This is a genomic window from Variovorax sp. RCC_210 (genome assembly GCF_041355175.1).
GTDB lineage: Bacteria > Pseudomonadota > Gammaproteobacteria > Burkholderiales > Burkholderiaceae_C > Variovorax.
Genome location: NZ_JBFUPJ010000022.1, coordinates 90702 through 112119 on the forward strand (window position 1 = coordinate 90702; position 21418 = coordinate 112119).

The 21418-nt window shown below is 69.9% G+C and carries 19 protein-coding genes; 3 read left to right on the forward strand and 16 right to left on the reverse strand.

Annotated features, from left to right (window positions below):
- Positions 1 to 138: 138 nt before the first annotated feature.
- Both AB6807_RS36945 and AB6807_RS36950 read left to right on the forward strand, forming a co-directional pair.
- Positions 139 to 1281 carry a methionine ABC transporter ATP-binding protein gene (locus AB6807_RS36945; RefSeq protein WP_371088470.1) on the forward strand — a complete coding sequence of 381 codons (1143 nt, stop codon included), beginning with the start codon at positions 139 to 141 and terminating at the stop codon, positions 1279 to 1281.
- On the forward strand, positions 1268 to 1912 hold the full coding sequence (locus tag AB6807_RS36950) for a methionine ABC transporter permease (RefSeq protein WP_286516467.1): 645 nt from the start codon (positions 1268 to 1270) through the stop codon (positions 1910 to 1912). The genes AB6807_RS36945 and AB6807_RS36950 overlap by 14 nt, the downstream gene beginning before the upstream one ends.
- A gap of 33 nt (positions 1913 to 1945) precedes the next feature.
- Here AB6807_RS36950 and AB6807_RS36955 read toward each other — a convergent pair whose 3' ends face one another.
- On the reverse strand, positions 1946 to 3004 hold the full coding sequence (locus AB6807_RS36955; protein WP_371088471.1) for an NAD-dependent epimerase/dehydratase family protein: 1059 nt from the start codon (positions 3002 to 3004) through the stop codon (positions 1946 to 1948).
- Between the two features lie 160 nt (positions 3005 to 3164).
- Between AB6807_RS36955 and AB6807_RS36960 the strand changes: the two genes are divergently transcribed.
- Positions 3165 to 4067, forward strand: a complete 903-nt coding sequence (locus AB6807_RS36960; RefSeq protein ID WP_371088472.1) for a LysR family transcriptional regulator — start codon at positions 3165 to 3167, stop codon at positions 4065 to 4067.
- 4 nt (positions 4068 to 4071) lie between these two features.
- Here the strand turns inward: AB6807_RS36960 and AB6807_RS36965 are convergent, their stop codons facing one another.
- The 15 genes from AB6807_RS36965 to AB6807_RS37035 form a co-directional block, all read right to left on the reverse strand.
- On the reverse strand, positions 4072 to 5424 hold the full coding sequence (locus AB6807_RS36965; RefSeq protein WP_371088473.1) for an LLM class flavin-dependent oxidoreductase: 1353 nt from the start codon (positions 5422 to 5424) through the stop codon (positions 4072 to 4074).
- Between the two features lie 45 nt (positions 5425 to 5469).
- On the reverse strand, positions 5470 to 6360 hold the full coding sequence (locus AB6807_RS36970) for an ABC transporter ATP-binding protein (protein WP_371088474.1): 891 nt from the start codon (positions 6358 to 6360) through the stop codon (positions 5470 to 5472).
- A gap of 65 nt (positions 6361 to 6425) precedes the next feature.
- Complete coding sequence (locus AB6807_RS36975; protein ID WP_371088475.1) at positions 6426 to 7253, reverse strand: ABC transporter permease; 828 nt, start codon at positions 7251 to 7253, stop codon at positions 6426 to 6428.
- On the reverse strand, positions 7250 to 8098 hold the full coding sequence (locus AB6807_RS36980; RefSeq protein ID WP_371088476.1) for an ABC transporter permease: 849 nt from the start codon (positions 8096 to 8098) through the stop codon (positions 7250 to 7252). The genes AB6807_RS36975 and AB6807_RS36980 overlap by 4 nt, the downstream gene beginning before the upstream one ends.
- Positions 8099 to 8315: 217 nt before the next feature.
- Complete coding sequence (locus AB6807_RS36985) at positions 8316 to 9413, reverse strand: ABC transporter substrate-binding protein (protein ID WP_371088477.1); 1098 nt, start codon at positions 9411 to 9413, stop codon at positions 8316 to 8318.
- Positions 9410 to 10927 carry an amidohydrolase family protein gene (locus AB6807_RS36990; protein WP_371088478.1) on the reverse strand — a complete coding sequence of 506 codons (1518 nt, stop codon included), beginning with the start codon at positions 10925 to 10927 and terminating at the stop codon, positions 9410 to 9412. Before AB6807_RS36990 ends, AB6807_RS36985 begins: the two co-directional genes overlap by 4 nt.
- Positions 10928 to 11075: 148 nt before the next feature.
- Positions 11076 to 11903: an ABC transporter ATP-binding protein gene (locus tag AB6807_RS36995; RefSeq protein ID WP_371088479.1), complete on the reverse strand. Its 828-nt coding sequence runs from the start codon at positions 11901 to 11903 to the stop codon at positions 11076 to 11078.
- A 10-nt stretch (positions 11904 to 11913) separates the two neighbouring features.
- Positions 11914 to 12777, reverse strand: a complete 864-nt coding sequence (locus AB6807_RS37000; RefSeq protein ID WP_371088480.1) for a nitroreductase family protein — start codon at positions 12775 to 12777, stop codon at positions 11914 to 11916.
- A complete protein-coding gene (locus AB6807_RS37005; RefSeq protein WP_371088481.1) occupies positions 12774 to 13820 on the reverse strand; it encodes an ABC transporter ATP-binding protein in 1047 nt (348 codons plus the stop codon). Before AB6807_RS37005 ends, AB6807_RS37000 begins: the two co-directional genes overlap by 4 nt.
- Positions 13817 to 14656, reverse strand: coding sequence for an ABC transporter permease (locus AB6807_RS37010; protein WP_286516452.1), 840 nt, complete (start codon positions 14654 to 14656; stop codon positions 13817 to 13819). The genes AB6807_RS37005 and AB6807_RS37010 overlap by 4 nt, the downstream gene beginning before the upstream one ends.
- Positions 14653 to 15684, reverse strand: a complete 1032-nt coding sequence (locus tag AB6807_RS37015) for an ABC transporter permease (protein WP_371088482.1) — start codon at positions 15682 to 15684, stop codon at positions 14653 to 14655. Before AB6807_RS37015 ends, AB6807_RS37010 begins: the two co-directional genes overlap by 4 nt.
- A gap of 8 nt (positions 15685 to 15692) precedes the next feature.
- On the reverse strand, positions 15693 to 17318 hold the full coding sequence (locus tag AB6807_RS37020) for an ABC transporter substrate-binding protein (RefSeq protein ID WP_371088483.1): 1626 nt from the start codon (positions 17316 to 17318) through the stop codon (positions 15693 to 15695).
- Between the two features lie 336 nt (positions 17319 to 17654).
- Positions 17655 to 18836 (reverse strand): SfnB family sulfur acquisition oxidoreductase, encoded by a 1182-nt coding sequence (locus AB6807_RS37025; protein ID WP_371088484.1) that lies wholly within the window; start codon positions 18834 to 18836, stop codon positions 17655 to 17657.
- Positions 18833 to 20203: an LLM class flavin-dependent oxidoreductase gene (locus tag AB6807_RS37030; RefSeq protein WP_371088485.1), complete on the reverse strand. Its 1371-nt coding sequence runs from the start codon at positions 20201 to 20203 to the stop codon at positions 18833 to 18835. The genes AB6807_RS37025 and AB6807_RS37030 overlap by 4 nt, the downstream gene beginning before the upstream one ends.
- Positions 20204 to 20269: 66 nt before the next feature.
- Positions 20270 to 21202 (reverse strand): TauD/TfdA dioxygenase family protein, encoded by a 933-nt coding sequence (locus tag AB6807_RS37035; RefSeq protein WP_371088486.1) that lies wholly within the window; start codon positions 21200 to 21202, stop codon positions 20270 to 20272.
- Between the last annotated feature and the right edge of the window lie 216 nt (positions 21203 to 21418).

Here is a 21418-nt window from a genome sequence, read left to right on the forward strand (position 1 = left end):
TCTAAGGCTGCGCGCGCCCCGGCCATCGACGCATTTCGGCTTTGCATATGCGCGAAAACGATTTGGCCGCAGGCGGTGCGGTCGATAGCATCCGTACCCTTTCAGCCGGTTCCGGCTTGGCAGAAAGAGCCGCATCGCATGACAGACCTGTCGGACATTCACCGGGTGGCCGAGCCACCCGATTCACTTGAGCCACTTGACCCGTTTGAGGCACTGGCGCCCCCGCTTGTCTTCGAGCGGCTCGGCAAGCAGTACCAGGGCGCCACCGGCACCGTGGTCACCGCGCTGCAGGACATCGACCTGCGCGTCGAGCACGGCGAGGTCTTCGGCATCATCGGGCGCAGCGGCGCGGGCAAGTCGACGCTGCTGCGCACCATCAACCGGCTGGAGCGCCCGAGCGCGGGCCGCGTGCTGGTGCAGGGCATCGACGTGAACACGCTGGCCGAGCGCGAGCTGGTGCAGCTGCGCCGGCGCACCGGCATGATCTTCCAGCACTTCAACCTGCTGTCGTCCAAGACGGTGTGGCAGAACGTGGCGCTGCCGCTGCAGGTGGCCAGGCTGTCGCCGCACGAGGTGGCCAAGAAGGTGGCGCACCTGCTCGACCTGGTGGGCCTGGGCGACAAGAAAGACGTGTACCCCGGCAAGCTCTCGGGCGGCCAGAAGCAGCGCGTGGGCATTGCGCGCGCGCTGGTGCACGACCCCGAGCTGCTGCTGTGCGACGAGGCCACCTCGGCGCTCGACCCCGAGACCACGCAGTCCATCCTCGCGCTGCTGCGCGACATCAACCGCCGGCTGGGCCTGACCATCGTGCTCATCACGCACGAGATGGCCGTGATCCGCGAGATCTGCGACCGCGTGGCCGTGCTGGAAAAGGGCCGCGTGGTCGAGCTGGGCGAGGTGTGGCGCGTGTTCGGCGACCCGCGCAGCGAGGCCACGCGCGCGCTGCTGCGCCCGCTGCTGCACGACGTGCCGCAGGAGCTGCTCGAAGGGCTGGGCAAGGTCGACGACGCGACGCGGCTGTCGCCCGCGCGCAGCCTTTTACTGGCGTTGAACTTCACCGGCGAATCTCGCCAGGAGCCCGACCTGGGCCGGCTCGCGCAGGTGCTGCAGGGCGGCGTGCAGCTGCTGCACGGCGGCATCGACCGCATCCAGTCACGCCCGCAAGGCCGCTTGCTGGTGGCCGTGAGCACCGCCTTGCCCGACGTGGTCGCCGTGCGCGAAGCCGTTCGCGGCGTGGCGGACCGCATCGAAATCATGGGGGTGCGCGATGGCGCTGCTTGACCTGTTCATCGCCGCCATCGGCGAAACCTTGACGATGGTGTCGGTCTCGGCGCTCATCGTGCTGTTCATCGGCCTGCCGCTGGCCGTGCTGCTGGTCACGACCGCGCCCGGCGGCATCTACGAGGCCGCGCGGCTGAACCGCGTGCTGGGCGCGGTCATCAACATGTTCCGCTCGACGCCTTTCATCATCCTGATGGTGGCGCTCATTCCGTTCACGCGGCTGGTGGTGGGCACCACCATCGGCGTGTGGGCGGCGGCGGTGCCGCTCACGGTGGCCTCGGCGCCGTTCTTCGCGCGCGTGTCGGAGGTGAGCCTGCGCAGCGTAGACAAGGGCCTGGTCGAGGCCGCGCAGGCCATGGGCTGCCACCGCCGCGACATCGTGCGCCACGTGCTGTTGCCCGAGGCGCTGCCGGGGCTCATCGCGGGCTTCACGCTCACCGTGGTGGCCATGATCGGCTCGTCGGCCATGGCCGGCGCGCTGGGCGCGGGCGGCCTGGGCGACCTGGCGATCCGCTACGGCTACCAGCGCTTCGACACCAGCGTGATGCTGATGGTGATCGTGCTGCTGATCCTGCTGGTGAGCCTGGTGCAGTTCGTGGGGGAGTCGCTGGCGCGGCGGTTGACGCGCTGAACTCACCGAAGCGAGCCAGCCGCCGCCGCGCGCTCAGCGCCCCGGGTGCCCGACGGCCTGTGCGCTGGCCTTCGCGGCAAGCCAGCGGTGCGCCAGGATGCTCTCGAAGCTGGCCTTGAAGATGGCGTCCGCGTCGCGATGCTCGTAGCGATAGACGCCGGGGTTCTTCGCTTCGTAGCGGATCGGGTTGCCCACATGGCTGTAGATGCTTCGCATGGCCGGCGACAGCTTCGACAGCAGCCAGGCCAGCCACTGCGGCGCCACGCGTGCCCGTGGGCGAAAGCCCAGCGCGCCGAACTGCCGCGCCACGCTGCGCGTGAGGTCCGCGAAGCTGGCCTGCGTGGCAAACGAGAACTGGCGCCTGCCGTCGGTGGACGCATCGGCCATCACCGCGACGTGCATGCGCGCGCAGTCGCGCACGTCGACCATGTGAACGGTCATGTCCACCAGCAGCGGCATTTTTCCGGTGGCGATGTCGCTCAGCAACTGCAGGCTGAAGCGCCCCCAGGGCACGAGCGAGGGCCCGAGGATCAGGCAGGGGTTGACCGTGGCCAGGGGCACCTTTCGCGGGTTGACGCGGGCGTCGGCGGCCAGCTCCCAGGCCAGGCGCTCGGCCAGCGTCTTGCTGCGAAAGTAGTCCGCGCCGGCGCCCACCTGCGACAGGTCGGTCCAGTCGTCTTCGCTCACGCTGCGCTGGCTGCGCGGGTGCCCGTAGGCAATGGCGGCCTCCGAGCTCGTCACCACCACTTTGCGCACCGAGGGCTCCGCGAACGCGGCGCTCAGCAGGTGGCGCGTGCCGCTCAGCGCGCCGGCGGTGCGTTTCCGCTCCGCCTTGACCGCCTGCGGGCTCGCCACGTGGAAGACCCAGGCACACCCGGCCACGGCCTGCGTCCACCCGTCTTCTTGCCGCAGGTCGGCGGCCACCAGCTCGATGCCGGGAAGCAGCCGCGCCAGGGTCGCGGAGCGCTCTGTGTCCGCCAGCGAGCGGACGGTGCCGCGCACGCGAAAGCCGCGCGCGAGCAGGTCCTTGGCAATCCACGATGCCAGGTAGCCGCTCACGCCGGTCACCAGGCACAAGTCACCTGGGTTCATGAGAGTTGTTCCTTGTCGAAGGCGGTCATTTCTTCAGTTCCTTCGCCCGTGCAAACGAGCGTTCCATGTCGATGGAGCGGACTCTAGGCGGGCCTCATTGATTCGACTAGATCCATAATTTGGCACAGCTTGATAAGCCAAGCTGAACAATGGAGCGTGCATGAAGCGAAACGGCCTGTCTGAACTCGATGGCGTGGTGGCCGTGGCGGCGCACCGCAGTTTTCGCAAGGCGGCGGCCGAGCTGGGCGTTTCGCCCTCTGCGTTGAGCCAGTCGGTCGCGGGGCTCGAAGCACAGATGGGCGTGCGGCTGTTCCACCGCACCACGCGCAGCGTGGCGCTGACGCAGGCCGGAGAAGACTTCCTCGACAGGGTGCGCCCCGCGCTGCGGCAGCTGGCCGCGGCCATGGACGCGACCAACGCCTTTCGCGAGAAGCCCGTGGGCACGCTGCGCATCAACACCTCGGAGGGCGCGGCGCGCCTGGTGCTGGTGCCCGTGGTGGGGGAGTTCCTGCGGCGCTACCCCGACATGGCTGTGGAGCTCGTGACCGAAGGGCGGTTGGTCGACATCGTGAAGGCGGGCTTCGACGCCGGCATCCGCTTCACCGAGAACGTGCCGCATGACATGATCGCCGTGGCCTGCAGCCCCCCGTTGCGCCACGCGGTGGTGGCCTCGCCCGCGTACTTCGAGGGGCGTTCGCGGCCTGCGCATCCGGACGACCTGGCCGCGCACAGCTGCATTCGCGCGCGGCTCGCCGCGGGGGCCCTCTATCGTTGGGAGTTCGAAAGGAACGGGGAGGTCTTCGAGGTGGAGGTGCCCGGCGCGCTCACGCTCGACAACCAGACGCTGATCGTGCGCGCCGCGGTCAACGGCATGGGCATCGGCTACGTGCCCGACTGGGCGGTGGCCGACCACCTGGCTTCAGGGCGGCTGGTGCGCGTGCTGCAAGACTGGACACCGCCTTCACCGGGCCTGAGCCTGTACTACTCCGGCCACCGCCACGTGCCCGCCGGGCTGCGCGCGTTCGTGGACCTGGTGCGCGAGCTGACGCCTTCGGCGCGCTGAGGCCTCAGCGGCCCGCCGCGGCCGCCGCCGGATGCGCCGGCCGCTTCAACCCCAGGTGCTCGCGCAGCGTGCGGCCTTCGTACTCGCTGCGGAACAGCCCGCGCCGGCGCAGCTCGGGCAGCACCAGCGCAATGAAGTCGGTGAGCCCGCCGGGCAGCGTGGGCGCCATGATGTTGTAGCCGTCGGCGCCGTGGTGCACGAAGCGCTCTTCGAGCTGGTCGGCGATCTGCTCGGCCGTGCCCACCAGCTGCCAGTGACCGCGCGCGCCGGCCACGCGCTGGTAGAGCTGGCGAATGGTGAGGTTCTCGCGCCGCGCCAGGTCGATCATCAGCTGCTGCCGGCTCTTGCTCGCGTTGGTGTCGGGCAGCTGCGGAATGGGCCCGTCCAGCGGGTACTCCGACAGGTCGAAGCCGCCCGTCAGCCCTGAGACCAGCGCCAGGCCGACCACGGGGTCGATCAGCGACTGCAGTTGCTCGAACTTCTCCTTCGCCTCGCCCTCGCTGCGGCCCACCACCGGGAACACGCCCGGCAAAATCTTCAGGTCTTCCGGCGCGCGGCCGTACTTGCGGAGCCGGCTCTTGATGTCGGCGTAGAACGCCACGGCGTCTTCCAGCGTCTGCTGTGCGGTGAACACGGCTTCGGCCGTGCGCGCGGCCAGCTCCTTGCCCGCCTCTGAAGAGCCCGCCTGCACCACCACCGGGTGGCCTTGCGGCGGGCGCGACACGTTCAGCGGCCCCTGCACCGAAAAGTGCTTGCCCTTGTGCTCGAGCACATGCCGCTTGGCCGGGTCGTAGAAGCGGCCCGAGGCCTTGTCGCGCTGGAAGGCGTCGTCTTCCCAGCTGTTCCACAGGCCGGTGACCACGTCGGCGAACTCGCCGGCGCGCTCGTAGCGGTCGGCGTGCGCAAAGTGCGTGTCGCGGTTGAAGTTGCGCGCCTCGTGCTCGCTCGACGAGGTCACCAGGTTCCAGCCCGCGCGCCCGGCCGAGATGTGGTCGAGCGACGCGAACTTGCGCGCCACGTGGTACGGCTCGTTGAAGCTGGTCGACGCGGTGGCCACCAGGCCGATGCGCTGCGTGACCGCGGCCAGCGCCGACAGCAGCGTGATCGGCTCGAACTGCGCCTGGTAGCTGTGCGCGGTGCGGCTCAGAAAGTCGACGTCGGTGCCGCGCGTGCCCACGCCGTCGGCCAGGAAGACCAGGTCGAACTTCGCGGCCTCGGCCGCGCGCGCGAGCTCGACGTAGTGATGAAAGTCGATGCCCGCGTCGGCCTTCGAGTCGGGGTGGCGCCAGGCCGCGATGTGGTGGCCGCTGGGATAGAGAAAGGCGCCCAGGCTGAAGGGGCCCTTGCGTTGGGTCATGACGGTCGGTCCTGAAGAAGAGAAAAGACGAAGAGGAGGTGTCGCTCACCACGCCAGCTGGAGACCGGCGGGCAGGCCCGGCACCGGCACCGGCACCGGCAACCCGCCTTGCGGCTTGTGCGGCGGCGAATGTCGTGCAGCCCGCGCGTCGGCCCCGCTGTCGATGAAGTCGCCCAGCACGTCGTCGCGCAGGCGAATGAACTCGGGGTCGCTGCGGTTGCGCGGGTGCGGCAGGTCGATGTCCACCGTGCGGCGGATGCGCCCGGGTGATGGCTGCATCACCACCACGCGGTCGCCGAGGAACACGGCTTCTTCCACGTCGTGCGTCACCAGCAGCATGGTGATGCGTTCTTTCTGCCAGATGCGCTGCAGCTCGTTCTGCAGGCGCGAGCGCGTGAGCGCGTCGAGCGCGCCGAAGGGTTCGTCCAGCAGCAGCACGCGCGGCCGGTTGACCAGACCGCGCGCGATGGCCACGCGCTGCGCCATGCCGCCGGAAAGCTGGTGCGGCCACGAGCGCTCGAAGCCTTCGAGGCCCACCAGCGCCACATGCTCGGCCACGAGCTCGGCCTTTTCGCGCGCGGTGTACGGCGCGTTGCGCAGGCCGACCGCGATGTTCTGCGCCACCGTGAGCCAGGGGAACAGCCGGTGGTCCTGGAACACGATGCCGCGCTCGCGCCCCGTGCCCGAGATGGGCTGGCCGCCGAGCAGTATCCGGCCTTCGTACTGCGTGTCCAGCCCGAGGATGAGCCGCAGCAGCGTCGACTTGCCGCAGCCGCTCGCACCCACGATGCTCACGAAGCGGCCTTCGGGCACGTGCAGGTCGATGCCTTCGAGCACCTGGATCTCGCCGCTGGTGGCCTGCGCGTGGGTGTAGCGCTTGCCGAGGCCGCGAATGTCGAGCTCGTTGGAGGCCGGGGGGTTCAGGGGAGTGCTCATGGGGTGACCGTGGGTGACCGTTTGGAGGATGCCGGGAATGTCGGGGGTGCCGGGGATGTGTTGTGTCAGTTCGCGCGGCCGGTCCAGCGCGCCAGCCGGCGCTCCAGCGCGCGTGCGGCGGCGTTCATCAGCCAGCCGACGGTGCCGATCACGACCATGCCGAAGATCACCAGGTCCATCTGGAAATGCTCGCTGCCCTCGATCAGCGTGTTGCCGATGCCCTTGCCGGCCACCAGCAGGTATTCGGCGCCGATGGTCGCGAGCCACGAATAGATCAGCGCCAGGTACACGCCCGTGAAGATGGCCGGCAGCGCCGCCGGCAGCACCACCTGCGTGACGGTCTGCCAGCGCGTGAAGCCGTACACCCGCGCCACTTCCAGCAGCCCGGGCGGCACGGTGCGGATGCCGTCGCAGGTGTTCACTACCACCGGCACCAGCGCGGCCAGCGACAGGAACACCACCTTGGCCACGTCGCCCAGCCCGAACCACACAGAGATGAGCGGAATCCACGCGAACAGCGAGATCTGCTTGAAGGTGTTGAAGCTCGGGCCCACGATGCGGTTGAACAGCGGCGACAGGCCCAGCAGCGCCCCCAGCAGCAGGCCCGCCAGCGTGCCGATGGTGAAGCCAGTGGCCTCGCGCAGCAGGCTGGCGCTCAGCGCACGCCAGAGCCGCCCGGTCACGACCTGGTCGACGGCGGTGTCGAACACCTTGGCCGGCGACACCAGCAGCGCCGAGTTGGCGATGTCCAGCGACGACAGCAGCCACCACAGCGCGATGGCCGCCACCGGCAGCACGAAGCCGCGCCAGCGGCTGCTGTCGGCCGGGCGCAGCGGTTGCACCGCGGCCAGCTCTGCGGCGTCTCTTGCACTATCGCGCGGGGTGCCGCTCATTGCGCGCCTCCGGGCCGGTGCCGGTTCGCCACCGCCTCGAGGCGGTCGAGCAGCCGGTCGATGGCATAGCCGATGGCCCCCACCACGATCACCGCCGCCATCACCAGGTCGAGCTGGAACAGCTGCCGGCCGTACACGATGAGGTAGCCCAGCCCTTCGCTGGACGCCACCAGCTCCACCACCACCAGCGACAGCCAGGCCTTGGTGAAGCCCAGCCGCACGCCCGTGAAGAGCGTGGGCACCGCATGCGGCAGCACGATTTCCAGCACCTGCTGGCGACGGCTGTAGCCATACACCTGGCCCACCTCGCGCAGCGCCACCGGCGTCTGGCGAAAGCCCTGCAGCGTGTTGAGCGCCACCGGCACCATCGCGGCCTTGGCGATGAGGATGTACTTCAGCGGCTCGCCGATGCCCACGATCAGCAGCACGAAGGGCAGCCATGCCAGTACCGGTATCTGCACCAGCGCGTTGAAGCTGGGCAGCAAGTAGGCCTCGACGCTGCGCGACAGGCCCATGGCCGAGCCCAGCAGCAGCCCCAGCGAAGTGCCGATGGCAAAGCCCACGCCCACGCGCGTGAAACTGGTGCTCACGTGCAGCCAGAGGTCGCCGTTGAGCGCGAGGTCGCGCAGGGTCTCCCACACGAACTGCGGCGGGGGCAAGACCTGCGGGGAAATCCAGCCTTGCTCGGCGCCGGTGAACCACAGGGCGACGAGGGCGAGGGGAAGGAGCCAGGGGAGGGCGGTGTCGACGGTGCGGGCGGCGATGCGGCGCCAGGGCAGCGGGGGGCGCGTGGGTGGGGCGTTGTCTCGCTCGAGGACGGCGGACAGTTCGGCCTCGGCGCTCATGTGTCTTGCTCCGTTCGCGGCAAGTGGGACGGAGGCACCGCGCAGTCTTGCTCCCTCTCCCGCGAGCGGGAGAGGGCTGGGGTGAGGGTCAGCGGCACGCGCCGACGCGGTGCTTGTGCGAAGGCCCCGGCCCTCACCCTAGCCCTCTCCCGCAAGCGGGAGAGGGAACAACGCGAGGGGCCCCGCCCGAGCTTGAGAGGACCAAGCAACAACGCGCTCATTTCGCCGCGACCGACTGGCCCGTCTTCGCCTGCCCCTTGGCATCGAACGCCGTCCAGTAGTTCTCCAGCCCCTGCTTCTTCAACGCCGCTTTCAAATACCGCGTGTCGAACCAGTCGTCCACCGTCACTTCGCGCCGTATCAGCTTGAGCTTCAGCGCGTCCGCCACCACGGCCTTGTAGCGTGCCACGATGAACTCGTCGACCAGCGGCGAGTTGCGCACGGCCAGCGGCTGCTGGTCGAACTCGGCCGCCCACGAGGCCACCGGCGTGCCGCTGCGCGCCCAGATGCGGAACAGCTCGTCGCGGTTCTTTTCTTCCGATGACCAGTGCGCCGCGCGCACGAACACATCGACCACGCGCTGCACCTCGGCCGGGTTCGCCTGCTCGAACTCGCTGCGCACCAGCAGCGAGGCCTGGCGCGTGAGCGCCGGGTTCTTGCCCTGCGTGGAATAGACCACCTTGGCCAGCCCCGAATCGCGCACCTTGAACCACTCGTAGCCGCCGAAGGCCGCGTCCACGCCGTTGGACACCAGCGCGGCCTGCGCGCTGCCCGCGTCCAGGTTCACACCCTTCACGTCGCGCTCGGCCAGGCCCGCCTCGGCCAGCACGTTGATGGCCACCAGGTGGCCGTTGGTGCCGCGAAAGATCGACACGTTGCGGCCCTTCAGGTCCTTCACCGATGCGATGTCCGACTTGGGCGGCGTCACCAGGTACAGGTTGTTGCGCGCGCCGCTCACCATCAGCAGCTTGGTCTTCAGCCCGTTGGAGCGCCCGACGATCTGCGGCAGGTCGCCCTGGTAGGCGAAGTCGATCTGCTTGTTCGACAGCGCCTCGTTCACCGCCGGCCCCGCGCCTTTGAAGAACAGCCACTCGACCTTGATGCCCGAGGCCTTGAACTCGTCCTCCAGCCAGTTGTTGCTGCGCGCCACGCCGCCGGGCGAACCGCCGAAGGTGACCGGGTCGCCGCCGCCGGCCGAGGCCACGCCGATGCGGATGGTGTCGGGCGCGGCATGGGCCGACGCGGCGAGGGCCGATGCGGCAAGGGCCAGTGCGAGCGTCGCGGCCCAGCGCGCGAACCGTGTGGTGCCGTTCATTTCGCTTCCTTCAGCGCCAGCTTGCGGCCGACCTCGGTGCCTTCGAAGAAGCGCGGGTTGGCCTCGGTGTAGAAGCGGTGGGGGTTGCCGAAGACGAAGGCCTTGAAGTCCTCCGGCGAGATCACGCCCTGCTGCACCAGGTCCCAGGTTTCGGCGAGGGGCTCGGTGAACTCGGGCACGTCCCAGTGGCCCACGTCCGAAGACCAGATGGCATTGATCTTCACGCCCAGCGGGTTCACCCGCGTGTTGAAGGCGGCGGCCACGGTGCGGTCGTCGGCCTCGGAGCCGAAGTAGAAGTTGTTCACCCAGCGGTCGCGAATGTCTTCGACCTTCTCGATGCCCGCGAGCGCGAAGTCGTCGATTTCGGATTCGTTCGGCTCGCGGCTGTGCGGCAACGCCGAAATGCCAAGGCTGTCGCGCAGCAGCGTGGTCTTGTCGAGCGTGCGGCCCTTGACGAAGTCGCCGCCGTACTGCTCGAAGAGCGAGGCCAGCAGCTCGATGTCGGCCTCGGCCGGGTCGTAGTTGCGCACCGCGTGCTTGTTGCGCTTTTCCCAGCGGTCGACCAGGTGCGTGTACACGTGCGAACCCCAATCGGCCCCGCCTTCGAGCAGGCCCACGCGCAGGCCCGGAAAGCGTCGCGTCACGCCGCCGAAGAACAGCGCCTTGGCAAAGGCCTGCGAACCGTCGGCGAAGTGGCCGATGTGGTTGTTCATGTAGTTGCTGGTCGACTGCCGCCCGGTCCAGCCCTGGCTGCCGTAGTGCGTGGTCACCGGCACGCCCAGCTCCACCACCTTGGCCCAGAAGGGGTCGTAGTCGTGCTCGCTGTCGATGCCGTAGAAGTCGATGTAGCCCACCTGCTTCGCGATGTCGGGGTGCTCGGCGGCCGGGTACTTCTCGGCGATGGCGCGAATGGGCCGGCGCACGCCGCCGGCGATGTTGATCACCTTCAGCCCCAGCGTCTTCACCGCGAACTCCAGCTCCTCGATGCCTTCTTGCGGCGTGTGCAGCGGAATGCCCGCCACCGGCGTCAGGCGGTCCGCGTAGGGCCGGTACTGGTCGGCGTGAAAGTGGTTGATGGCGCGGTGCAGCGGCTGGCGATACTCGCTGCCGGCCGCGGCGGGCGAGAGCACGTCGTTGGGGAAAAGAATGGAGTAGTCCGAGCCCTGCTCGCCCAGGCGCTCGTGCAGCAGCGCGGGCAGGGTGTAGGTGGCCAGGTCGTAGGTGTTGCGCGTCACGCGGGCCCACCAGGGCGCGCGCAGCGTGCGATGGAACTGGCGCTCCTCGGCGCTTTGCTGGTACCAGTCCTTGCCGCCGCCGTTGCGCGTGACGAAGCGCCCGCCCAGCGCCTTGCGCAGCGCGTCGACCAGCCTGTTGCCGCCGTACTGCGCCACGTAGTCTTCAAGTACAGGCGCGAAGTCGTTGACGTGGACATCCGTGTCGATCACGGGATGGTCGAGGCCGGCCTTGACGGCGGCGGAGCGCGAGGCGTGCACGCGGTTCAATCGATCGTTCATCTGCGGGTTCCTTGGTGTTCGACGCGGTGGAAGAAGGAACGCCGCAGGCTACGCGCGGGCCGCGGGCTTGCCAAAGAAGGGTTTGGCTGTTGCTTATGCAGGGCTCGCACTAGGCACACCCGCAGGCACTGGCACGCACCAGCAAGCGCTAGGAATTCGCACGCTCTGGAAAGCGCGGAATCGCCGCCGCCAGCGCCGCGGTGTACGCATGGCGCGGCCGGTCGAGCAGTTCGCGCGCCGGTCCCTGGTCGACGATGCGGCCTTCGCGCATCACCAGCACGCGCTCGCACAGCAGGCGCACCACGCCCAGGTCGTGCGAGACGAACACGATGGCCAGGCCCAGCTCGCCCCGCAGCCGGTCGAGCAGCGCCAGCACGCCGGCCTGCACCGACACGTCGAGCGCCGCGGTGGGCTCGTCGAGTATCAGGAGCTCGGGTTCGGGTGCCAGCGCCCGCGCGATGCCCACGCGCGCGGCCTGCCCGCCGGAAAGCTCGTGCGGGCGGCGCTGCAGCAGGTCGGCGCCCAGCTGCACGCGCTGCGCCACGTCGAGCACCCGCTGCCGCAGCGCGTCGCCCTTCAGCCCGCGCAGCGAACGCAGCGGATCGGCGATGGCATCGAACGCGGTCTTGCGCGGGTCCAGGCTGTCGTGCGGGTCCTGGAACACCATCTGCACGCGGTGCCGCCACGGCGCTTGCGCAGCATGTGCTGCAGGGTGGTCGGCCAGCTCGATGCCGTCGAACACGATGCGCCCCGACACCGGGTCGGCGAGCCGCGCCAGCAGCGACACCAGCGTCGACTTGCCGCAGCCCGATTCGCCGACCAGCCCCACGGCCTCGCCGCGCGCGAGCGTGAAGCTCACGCCGTCGACCGCCTGCAGCCAGCGCCGCTGCGTGACCAGCCCGCCGAACGACGGCACGCCGGGCAGTGCGTAGCGCGCCACCAGGTCGTGCACTTCCAGCAGGGGCCGCTGCGCCATGCGGGTGCCTTCAGCGCAGGCCGATGCGCTGGGCTTGCAGCGCCTCGACCAGCCGGTGGCGTCCGCGCAGTTGCTCGGGGCCGCGCAGGCGGGCCAGCGAATGCTCGCTCCAGCGCGCGACCGGCATGCCCTGCGCGGCATAGAAAGACTGCATGGTGTCGTCGTAGCGCCGCACGTGCTGCTGCGCCTCGGGCTGCGCATAGCGCTCGCGCGAGAGCACCGCGCTTTGCGGCAGGCGCGGCTTCACCGCGGCGGGGCGCGCGGCGTCGGGCCGGCCGATGCACAGGCCCACCACCGCGAACACGCCGGGCGGCAGCCCCAGTTCCTGTGCCACGCGCTCGGGCTGGTTGCGAATGGCGCCCAGGTACACCGTGCCCAGCCCGAGCGATTGCGCGGCGACCACGGCGTTCTGTGCGGCCAGCACCGCATCGATCACGCCCATGAGCGACGAGTCGAGGTAGTCCGCGCCCTCGATGGGCACCTGCGCCTGTTCCGCCAGCCCGCGCAGCCGCGCCAGGTCGGCCAGCCACACCAGCACCAGCGGCGCCTCGCGCACCTGGCGCTGGTCGCCCGCGAACTCGGCCAGGCGCGCCTTGCGCCCAGGGTCTTCCACGGCGACCACGCTCCAGGTCTGCAGGTTCGACGAGCTGGGCGCCGACTGCGCCGCGGCAACCAGCCACTCGAGCGTGCCGGGGTCCAGCGGCGCAGGGTCGAAGGCGCGCACGGAGCGGTGCGCGAGCAGCGCCTGCAGCACCGGGTTGGGCGCGGCCGGCGGCGCGGGCGCGATGCCCTCGCCGTAGCGTGCGCGCCAGAGGCCGGCAAAGCCGGGGTCGGTGTCCGAGCCGGTGTCCGAAGGGGTGAGAGGGTGGGTCATGCGGCGATGGGAAGCGGTGGGTGAAAGACTTGAACCGGATGCCAGCAGGCCAGCGCGTGCGGCGCGCCGAAACGCGTGCTGAGGTGCGTGCTGAGGCGCGTGAGCGGTGCGGCCTGCGCGCCGCAGCGCGCTTCGGCCCTGTCGCAGCGCTCGGCGAAGCGGCAGGCGGGCAGGTCGTTGCGCGTCAGGTCGGGCAGGGTGCCGTCCACGCTGCGCAGCGCCTCCAGCGTGGCGGCCGACTGCGGTGTGGCGCGCAGCAGCTGGCGCGTGTAGGGGTGGGCGGCGCCGTCGCGCAGGCCGGCGGAAGGCAGCGTCTCGACCAGCTGGCCCGCATGCATCACCGCGATGCGCGCGCAGCGTTGCGCGGCCAGCGCCAGGTCGTGGGTGATCAGCAGCGTGGCCAGGCGCCGCTCGCGCGCGAGCCCGGAAAGCTCCGCGATCAGGTCGAGCACGCGCGCCTGCGTGCTCACGTCGAGGCCGGTGGTGGGCTCGTCGGCAATCAACAACTCGGGCTCGCCGGCCAGTGCCAGCGCGATCATCACGCGCTGGCACTGGCCGCCCGACAGCTCGTGTGCATGGGCCTTGAAGCGGCGCGCCGGGTCGCTCAGGCCTACGCGCTCGATCCACGCGAGCGCCTCCTGCCGCGCCGCGGCCGGCTTCAGGCCGCGGTGCACCTGCAGCACCTGCTGCAACTGCGCGCCGATGGGCCTCAGCGGGTGAAGCGCGCGGCGTGAGCTCTGGAACACGAAGCCGATGCGGCGCCCGCGCAGGCCTTGCCATGCCGCCGGGTCGGGCTCGCCCCCGCTGTTCAGCAGGTCGCGCCCCTGAAAGCGCAGCGTGCGCGCCTGCACCTGCGCGCGCGCATCGAGCAGGCCGGCCAGCGCCAGCGCGGTGACCGACTTGCCCGAACCGCTTTCTCCGACCAGCCCCAGCGTTTCGCCGGCCTGCAGCGTGAAGCCGACGTTGTCGAGCACGTTCACCAGGCCCGAAGGCGTGCGAAAGCGCAGCGTGAGGCCGTCGACCTCGAGCATCGGCGCGCTCATGCCGCGGCCTCCGCGGCGCCGCGCGGGTCGAGCAGGTCGCGCAGCGCATCGCCCAGCAGCGTGAAGCAGCCCACCGCCGCGAACAGCGCCAGCCCGGGGAAAAAGGCCAGCCACCATTGGCCCGTGATGATGTACGGCGCGCCTTCGCTCACCAGCACGCCCCATTCCGCCGTCGGCGGCCGCACGCCCAGCCCGATGAACGACAGGCCCGCGCCGTTCAGCAGCGCCCACCCGAGGTTGATGGAGCCCTGCACCGCCAGCATCGGCAACACGTGCGGCAGCAGCACGCCGAACAGCAGGCGCGGCGCTGTCGCGCCACCGAGCCGCGCGGCCAGCACATATCCCGCGTTGCGCCGCACGCCCACCTCGCTGCGCGCCAGCCGGATGTAGAAGGGCAGGTTGATGAGCGCCGTCGCGTAGACGATGTTGGCCACGCTGTTGCCCCAGGCCGCGACCAGCGCCATGGCCACCACAAACAGGGGGAAGGCCATCAGCACATCGACCAGCCTGCCGGTCCATCGGTCGAGCCGGCCGCCGACAAAGCCGCACCACGCGCCGATCGCGCTGCCCGCGAGCAGCGACAGCACCACCGCGCCCGCCGCCATGCCCAGGTCGAGCCGCGTCGCCACCAGCACACGCGAGAACAGGTCGCGCCCCAGCGCGTCGGTGCCGAACCAGTGCGCGGCGCCGGGCGGCTGCAGGCGCGCGATGACGTCGGTCGCCAGCGGATCGAAAGGCGCCAGCGCCGGCCCGAGCAGCGCCGCCAGCAGGAACAGCGCGAGCAGCAGCAGGCCGAGCACCGCATTGGCATGCGCCCATGGCCGCCGCGCCCTCATGCCTGCGCCCCCGCGCGCGGATCGATGCGCGCGTGCAGCAGGTCGATCGCCAGGTTCACGCCGACGAACAGCAACGCCACCAGCAGCACGAAACCCTGCAGCGGTGCGTGGTCGGCGGCCAGCAGCGCGTCGAGCGCATAGCTGCCGATGCCGGGCCAGGCGAAGACCTTCTCGATCACCACGTTGGCGCTCAGCATGTAAGAGAACACCATGCCTGCCCCCGTGACCACCGGCAGCAGCGCCAGGTGCAGCGCGCTCGCCAGCACCGCGCGGCGCGGCAGCCCGAGCGCACGCGCGGTGCGCACCGGGTCGCTGCGCAGCACGCCGAGCAACGACGCGCGCATGAGCCGCGCCACCGGCGCCAGCGAGAACAGCGCCATCGCCACCGCCGGCAGCAGCAGCCGGCCCGCGGCCGACGCGAGCGCCTCCCACTGGCCCGCGAGCGTGGCGTCCACCAGCAGAAAGCCCGTGACGGTGGGCGGCGGCGCGAGCATGGCGTCGATGCGCCCGGTCGGCTCCGGCGCCCAGCCCAGCAGGAAGTAGAAGACGTACACCAGCAGCAGCGCGATGACGAAGGTCGGCATGCAGCTGCCGCCGACCGTGAGCAGCGTGCACGCCCGGTCCCACACCGAACGCGGGCGCAGCGCCGCGGCCGCGCCCAGCGGCAGCGCGACGGCCAGCGTGAGCGCGAAGGCCACGAAGGTGAGCTCCAGCGTGGCGGGCAGGCGCTGGCGCAGGTCGGTCCACACCGGCTGGCCGGTGGTGTGCGACTGGCCCCAGTCGCCCTGCGCCAGCGCCAACAGGTAGTGCCACAGTTGCGTGGGCAGCGGCTGGTCGAGGCCCATGCATGCGCGGATCTGCGCGATTTCTTCAGGCCCCGCGCTCGGCCCCGAAGCGAGGAACGCCGCCGGGTCGCCGGGCAGCACGTGCGTGAGCAGGAAGGTGAAGACGACCGCGCCCAGCAGCACCGGCAGCGTCGCCAGCACCCGGGCGCCGATGCGCGCCGCGAAGTTCGCTCCCGTGGCCACGCCGATGCTCATCCGCGCGCGAGGGGGCGGAAGTCCACCTGCCCGTGGATGTAGTAAGTGAAGCCCTGCAGGTCGGGCTGCAGCGCCGCCTCGAAAGACGGCAGCCACAGCGGCACCAGCGGCACCTGGTCGAACGCGATTTCGATGGCGCGCTGGATGGCGCGGTCGTACCTGGCGCGGTCGGTTTCCCAGCGCGCCTGCTCGACCAGCTTGGCCAGCTCGTCGTTCTTGAACGAGCCGAAGTTCCAGCGCCAGTCGCCCTGGAAGAAGATGCGGAAGAAGTAGTCGGGGTCGTTGAACCAGGCCGACGAGCTGTCGATGAAGAAGGGCAGCTTCTTTTCTGTCTGCAGCGTGCCCCATTGCGCGCCGGGCACTTTCTCGATGCTCAGCTCGATGCCGATCTTGCCGAGCGCCTCCTGGATCAGCAACGCGGCGGGCTCGGCCAGCGTGGCGTCGCCCACGTTGTAGCTGAAGCTGGTCTTGAAGCCCTTGGCCAGTCCGGCCTGCGCCAGCAGTTCGCGCGCACGCAGCAGTTGTGTTTCGTAGGGATAGGGCTGTGGAAAGCGGCTGCCCGTGGGCTTGGCCGACTTTGCGCCGTACAGCGGCTCGCCGCGGCCCAGGTTGGCGCCGCGCAGCAGCGAGGTGTAAGGCAGGGCGTAGGCAATGGCCTGGCGCACGCGCACGTCGTCGAAGGGCTTGGCCTGCGTGTTGAAGGCCACGAAGCGAAAGCTGGTGGTCACTGGCACCGACACGACCTTGGCGCGCGTGGTGTCGGTGAGCGCATCGAGGTCCTTGGGCGGCAGCTGCAACGCGACGTCGGCATCGCCCTTCAGCAGCGCGGCCACGCGGTTCGAGGCAGATGGCACGACCTGGAACACCGCCCGGCGCACCTGCGGCAGCGCGCCGCTCTTCCAGCCGTCGAAGCGCGCATAAATGACCTGTTGCCCCGGCGTGAAGTTCTCGACGCGGTAGGCACCTCCGCCCGCCGCATTGGCCTTGATCCACTCCGCAGCCCAGGGGTCGGCCGCGGTGGCATGCGAGCGCGCGAGTTCAGCGTTGAGCACCGACGCGAAGAACAGCGCCAGGTTGGGCAGCGTGTAGCGGTCGGCGCGCGGCAGGGTGATGCGGAAGGTGTGCGCATCCACCACGCTGAACTGCGCAGGGTTCTCCAGCGAGCCGGTGGCCAGTTGCCGTTTGCTGGCCGGCAGGGAGACCGCACGGTCGAGCGACCATTTCACGTCGTTGGCGGTCACGGGCTTGCCGTCGTGAAAGGTCGCATCGCGGCGCAGCTTGAAGGTCAGCGTGCGGCCGTCCGCCGACTGCTCGAAGCTCTCGGCCAGTTCACCGCGAAAGCGCCCATAGTCGTACTTGAAAACCCCCGGCGACACCTGCACCCGGTCGAAGTTGATGAGCCGGTCGTACACATTGGTGAAAAGTCCCAGCGATTCGCGGCTCACGCCTTCGCCATGCGGGTCTTGCGAATTCGGCGCACCTTCGGCCAGCACGCGCACGGTTTCCTTTCGTGACTGTGCGAACGCCGAAAGCGGCAGGCCCAGGCCCGTCGTGGCGATGGCGCCGGTGGCGCCTACCGAGACGAAGGCGGTGCTCTGTTGGATGAAGCTGCGACGGTCCATTTGGAACTCTCTTTGGAAACTGTGAATTGGGTTTTGGGGTTCAGCGCTGTTGTTCAGGGCGTGTGAACAGGCCGCCGGGTACTTCCCTCCGCGAATGTCCCCCGGGGCTGCGCCCCTCCTCCTTAATTTCGCTGCGGGAAGCACCCGACGCCCTGTTCACCTGGGCACGCAGCGGGTGATCTGTAATCAACGACCGCACCGCACAACGATCACGACGGTGGGGTAGCCCTTTTCGAGAAATTAAGGAGGAGGCCGAAGGCCGGGGGACATTCGAGAAAAGGGCTGCCCCGCCGTCGTGATCGCGCCCCGAACAACAGACGTCAAAGAACGAGCACATCACAAAGATGCGTGCCGCTGAGGCGTAGCACCGTTCAACCAGTGGTTGCCGATGGCATGCGGCTTCCATCGAACAGGGTCATGAACCGTGTGCGTGCGCGCATTGCGCCAATGGCGGTCCAGGTTGTGCTCGGCCAGCGTGGCCTGCGTGCCACCCAGCTCGATCAGCGTCGTGGCTGCGCGCAACGCGAACTCGGTCGTCACCACCTTGGCCTCCGCCACGGCAATGGAGGCCTCTGTCACGCGCTCGGGCGTGCTGTGCTCGCGTGCCGAGTCGAGGTATCGGCCGCTGCGCTCCAGCAGCGCCTCCGCGGCGTGCTGCCGGATGACGAGTTCGCCTAGCTTGGCCAGCGTGAGCGGGTCGTCCGCCGCGCGTGCCACGCCGCTGTCCGGCCAGGGGCGCGCACGGTCTCGCACCCATGTGCGCAGGTCGGCCATGGCCGCGCGGCCGATGCCCAGGTCTATGGCGGCATGGAGGATCTGGGCGAAGGGGCCGTGGATGGTGGGCGGGTCGAACAGCTGCGCGCGGGGGAAGACCTGCAGTGCGTCGACCGCCACGTTCTCGGCCGTGACCGTGCCGCTGGCGGTGGTGCGCTGGCCGAAGCCGCTCCAGTCGTCGATCACTTCCAGCCCTGGGGCGTTGCGTCGCACGTAGACCAGCACCTGCTGGTCTTGCTCGTCCTTGGCCGCGACCGGCACCCAGTGCGCGAACAGCGCGCCCGTGCAATAGAACTTGCGGCCGTTCAGGCGCAAGCCCTCCGGTGTTTTCGTCAGGCGCGCGGTCACGACCTTGGCATTGGGCGTGCCGCTTTCCGACACGGCATTGCCGAAGCGCTTGCCTTCCAATGCTTCGCGAAAGAAGAAGTCTTGCTGCGCCGGGTTGCCGATGAGGCGCACCGCATCGACCAGGCAATGGTGGTTCTGCGGAATCTGGCCGAGCGCGGGGTCGGCTTCGGAAATCAATGCGATGACCTCCGCCAGCGTCACGTGCGACACCGCCGCGCCACCGAAGGCGCGCGGCACCGCGATGCCCCACAGGCCGCTGGCCGAGAAGCGCTCGACCTCGGCATGCGGCAACCGGCGCTCGCGGTCGCGCTCGGAGGCGGTCGGCGCGAACTCGGCGGCCAGCGCGCGGGCGACGTCGAGGGCTTCGGCGTCTGTCTTGATCAGGTGGGCGCTCATGGCGGGGTGGGTTGCTGTTTGACCGACTGAACGGCGGGCGGGCGCACGCTGGCGCGCCCGAAGATCTTTTCGCGCCAGCTGCCTTCGGCATAGGCGCGCTTGTGCAGGCCGCGGCGCTGCAGCTCGGGCACGACGAGGTCGACGAAATGCTCGAGGCCCTCGGGGCTCACCGTGCGCACCAGGTTGAAGCCGTCCACGCCGGCCTCCTGCACCCAGGCCTCGATCTCGTCGGCGATCTGCGCGGGCGTGCCGACCACGGGCGTGTGGCGCCCGCCCAGCGGCATCTGCGCGAGCAGCTGGCGCACCGTGAGCGCGGCGCTGTGCCGCTGCAGCGAGGCGACCGAACTCTGGATGGCGTCGGCGCTGCCGCCCGTGACCGGGTCGTCCAGGCCGTGGCGCGACAGGTCGGTGCCGATGGCGCTGGAGAACTGCACCAGCCCGGCCTCGGGGCGGGCGTAGCGGCGGTAGTCTTCGTAGCGTTCGCGGGCTTCGCTTTCGGTGCGGCCGGGCACCACCTGCAAGGTGGTGACGAAGCGCACGCTCGATGCATCGCGGCCGGCCTCGGCCATCGCGGCCTTGAGCTTGTGCACGACCGCGGCGGTCGCCTTCAATCCCTGGTTGGGCACGAACACCACTTCCGCATGGCGGGCCGCGAACGCGGTGCCGCGCGCCGAGGCGCCGGCCTGGAACAGCAGCGGCGTGCGCTGCGGCGACGGCTCGCAAGGGTGCACCGCATCGAGCTTGTAGAACGCGCCTTCGTGGTGAATGGCGCGCACCTTCGCCGGGTCTGTGTAGATGCCGCTCGCACGGTCTGCGAGTACAGCGTCGTCGTCCCAGCTCGACTCCCACAGCCGGTAGACCAGGTCCATGAACTCGTCCGCGCGGTCGTAGCGCTGGTCGTGGCCGGCGGTGGCCGTGTCGCCGCGCGCCCGCGCCGAGCTGTCGAGAAAACCGGTGACGATGTTCCAGCCGATGCGGCCTTCGCTCAGGTGGTCGAGCGTGGACATGCGCCGCGCGAAGGCGTGCGGCTGCTCGGCGGAAATGGTGGCGGTGATGCCGAAGCCCAGGTTGCGCGTCACGCTCGCCATGGCACCGACCAGCACCGCCGGGTCGTTGATGGGCAGCTGGATGGCGTCGCGCAGCGCGGCGTCGGCATTGCCGCCCCACACGTCGTACACGCCCGTCACGTCGGCCAGGAACAGGCCGTCGAACAGGCCGCGCTCCAGCGTGCGCGCCAGGTCGAGCCAGTAGGGCAGGCGCTTGTACTCGGTGGAGCGGTCGCGCGGGTGGCGCCACAGGCCGTGCGAGATGTGGCCGACCGTGTTCATGTCGAACGCGTTCAGCAGGATGGGGCGGCGAGGGGCCATGCGGGGTTGCGCGCGCCGGCCCTGGCGGGCCGCGCGTGTTCGCGTATTCGGTGGCTTCGGCGTCGCTCAGTAGGGGCGGCTGCCCGACAGGCTGATGCGCTTGAGCAGGCGGCGCTCGCCGTTGTCGAAGGCGCTGCGCGCGTGCAGCGTGGCCTGGTTGTCCCAGTACACGATGTCGCTCACCGACCAGCGGTGCGTGTACGCGAAGCGCGGCTGCAGCAGGTGCTTGCGCAGCCGGGCGACCAGCGCGGCGCCGTACTGCGGCTCGACGCCGACGATTTCCACCTCGGTCTTCTCGCCCAGGTGCAGGATGCGGCGGCCGCTGTCGGGGTGCGTGCGCACCAGCGGGTGCACCTCGAAGGGCGTGAGCGGCTCGATGTCGGGCGTGCGGTACAGCGGAAAGCCGGTGGTCAGCGGCTTGAGCTTGCGCAGGAAGGGGTTGTAGGTGATGAGCTTCAGCTCGGCAATTTCGCGCTGCGTGCCGGCGTCGAGCTCGTCCCATGCGGCCGCCAGGTTGAACCAGGTGGTGTCGCCGCCTTCGGACGGCACCTCGATGCCGTAGAGCAGCGAGCCCGACGAGGGCACCGGCGTCCAGTGGTGGTCGGCATGCGCGGCCAGTTCGTCGTGTCCGAGCACGCCGCCGGCCAGGTTCGACACGTGCACGATGTCGGGCGTGTTGCCGCCATACGGGTCGGAGCCCAGCACCGGTACGTTGGCCGGCGGGCGGAACACGCTGCCGAAGTAGCTGGCCAGGCGCTCGAACTGCGCGTCGTCCAGCTGCTGTCGCTTGAAGACCAGCACATGCCGCTCCAGCAGCGCGCGCTTCAGCGCCAGCACCTGGTCGGCGCGCAAAGGGCGCGTGGCGTCCAGGCCCGTGACCTCGGCGCCCAGCGATGCGGCAATGGGCGCAATGCGGAAGCCTTTGGTGGAAAGTTCGCTTGCACCGGTGGGCGTGACCGGGGGCGTGGGGCGGGTGAGGGTGTCGGTCGGGAAGGACATGGTGGGGCGTCTTCAGCGCGATGCAGTAGCCCGAATGCTAGGAAAGTTCGCGTCCTCCGCATGCGCCCATTGCGCATGTGCATATGCGCAAAACTCGTTTGGCGTGCGGGCCGTTCAGCCCGGCGCGTCGTACTTGAAGCAGAACTCCGCCGTGCGCTCGAACAACGCGGGCTGGTCGCGAAACCGCTCCCGCAGGTTGCAGTCCAGCACCCGGGT

What these genes read in the sequence shown, in the direction of transcription:
- AB6807_RS36945 (WP_371088470.1), top strand. Translation starts at nt 139, where the DNA reads ATGACAGACCTGTCGGACATTCACCGGGTGGCCGAGCCACCCGATTCA.
- AB6807_RS36950 (WP_286516467.1), top strand. Translation starts at nt 1,268, where the DNA reads ATGGCGCTGCTTGACCTGTTCATCGCCGCCATCGGCGAAACCTTGACG.
- AB6807_RS36955 (WP_371088471.1), bottom strand. Translation starts at nt 3,004, where the DNA reads ATGAACCCAGGTGACTTGTGCCTGGTGACCGGCGTGAGCGGCTACCTG.
- AB6807_RS36960 (WP_371088472.1), top strand. Translation starts at nt 3,165, where the DNA reads ATGAAGCGAAACGGCCTGTCTGAACTCGATGGCGTGGTGGCCGTGGCG.
- AB6807_RS36965 (WP_371088473.1), bottom strand. Translation starts at nt 5,424, where the DNA reads ATGACCCAACGCAAGGGCCCCTTCAGCCTGGGCGCCTTTCTCTATCCC.
- AB6807_RS36970 (WP_371088474.1), bottom strand. Translation starts at nt 6,360, where the DNA reads ATGAGCACTCCCCTGAACCCCCCGGCCTCCAACGAGCTCGACATTCGC.
- AB6807_RS36975 (WP_371088475.1), bottom strand. Translation starts at nt 7,253, where the DNA reads ATGAGCGGCACCCCGCGCGATAGTGCAAGAGACGCCGCAGAGCTGGCC.
- AB6807_RS36980 (WP_371088476.1), bottom strand. Translation starts at nt 8,098, where the DNA reads ATGAGCGCCGAGGCCGAACTGTCCGCCGTCCTCGAGCGAGACAACGCC.
- AB6807_RS36985 (WP_371088477.1), bottom strand. Translation starts at nt 9,413, where the DNA reads ATGAACGGCACCACACGGTTCGCGCGCTGGGCCGCGACGCTCGCACTG.
- AB6807_RS36990 (WP_371088478.1), bottom strand. Translation starts at nt 10,927, where the DNA reads ATGAACGATCGATTGAACCGCGTGCACGCCTCGCGCTCCGCCGCCGTC.
- AB6807_RS36995 (WP_371088479.1), bottom strand. Translation starts at nt 11,903, where the DNA reads ATGGCGCAGCGGCCCCTGCTGGAAGTGCACGACCTGGTGGCGCGCTAC.
- AB6807_RS37000 (WP_371088480.1), bottom strand. Translation starts at nt 12,777, where the DNA reads ATGACCCACCCTCTCACCCCTTCGGACACCGGCTCGGACACCGACCCC.
- AB6807_RS37005 (WP_371088481.1), bottom strand. Translation starts at nt 13,820, where the DNA reads ATGAGCGCGCCGATGCTCGAGGTCGACGGCCTCACGCTGCGCTTTCGC.
- AB6807_RS37010 (WP_286516452.1), bottom strand. Translation starts at nt 14,656, where the DNA reads ATGAGGGCGCGGCGGCCATGGGCGCATGCCAATGCGGTGCTCGGCCTG.
- AB6807_RS37020 (WP_371088483.1), bottom strand. Translation starts at nt 17,318, where the DNA reads ATGGACCGTCGCAGCTTCATCCAACAGAGCACCGCCTTCGTCTCGGTA.
- AB6807_RS37025 (WP_371088484.1), bottom strand. Translation starts at nt 18,836, where the DNA reads ATGAGCGCCCACCTGATCAAGACAGACGCCGAAGCCCTCGACGTCGCC.
- AB6807_RS37030 (WP_371088485.1), bottom strand. Translation starts at nt 20,203, where the DNA reads ATGGCCCCTCGCCGCCCCATCCTGCTGAACGCGTTCGACATGAACACG.
- AB6807_RS37035 (WP_371088486.1), bottom strand. Translation starts at nt 21,202, where the DNA reads ATGTCCTTCCCGACCGACACCCTCACCCGCCCCACGCCCCCGGTCACG.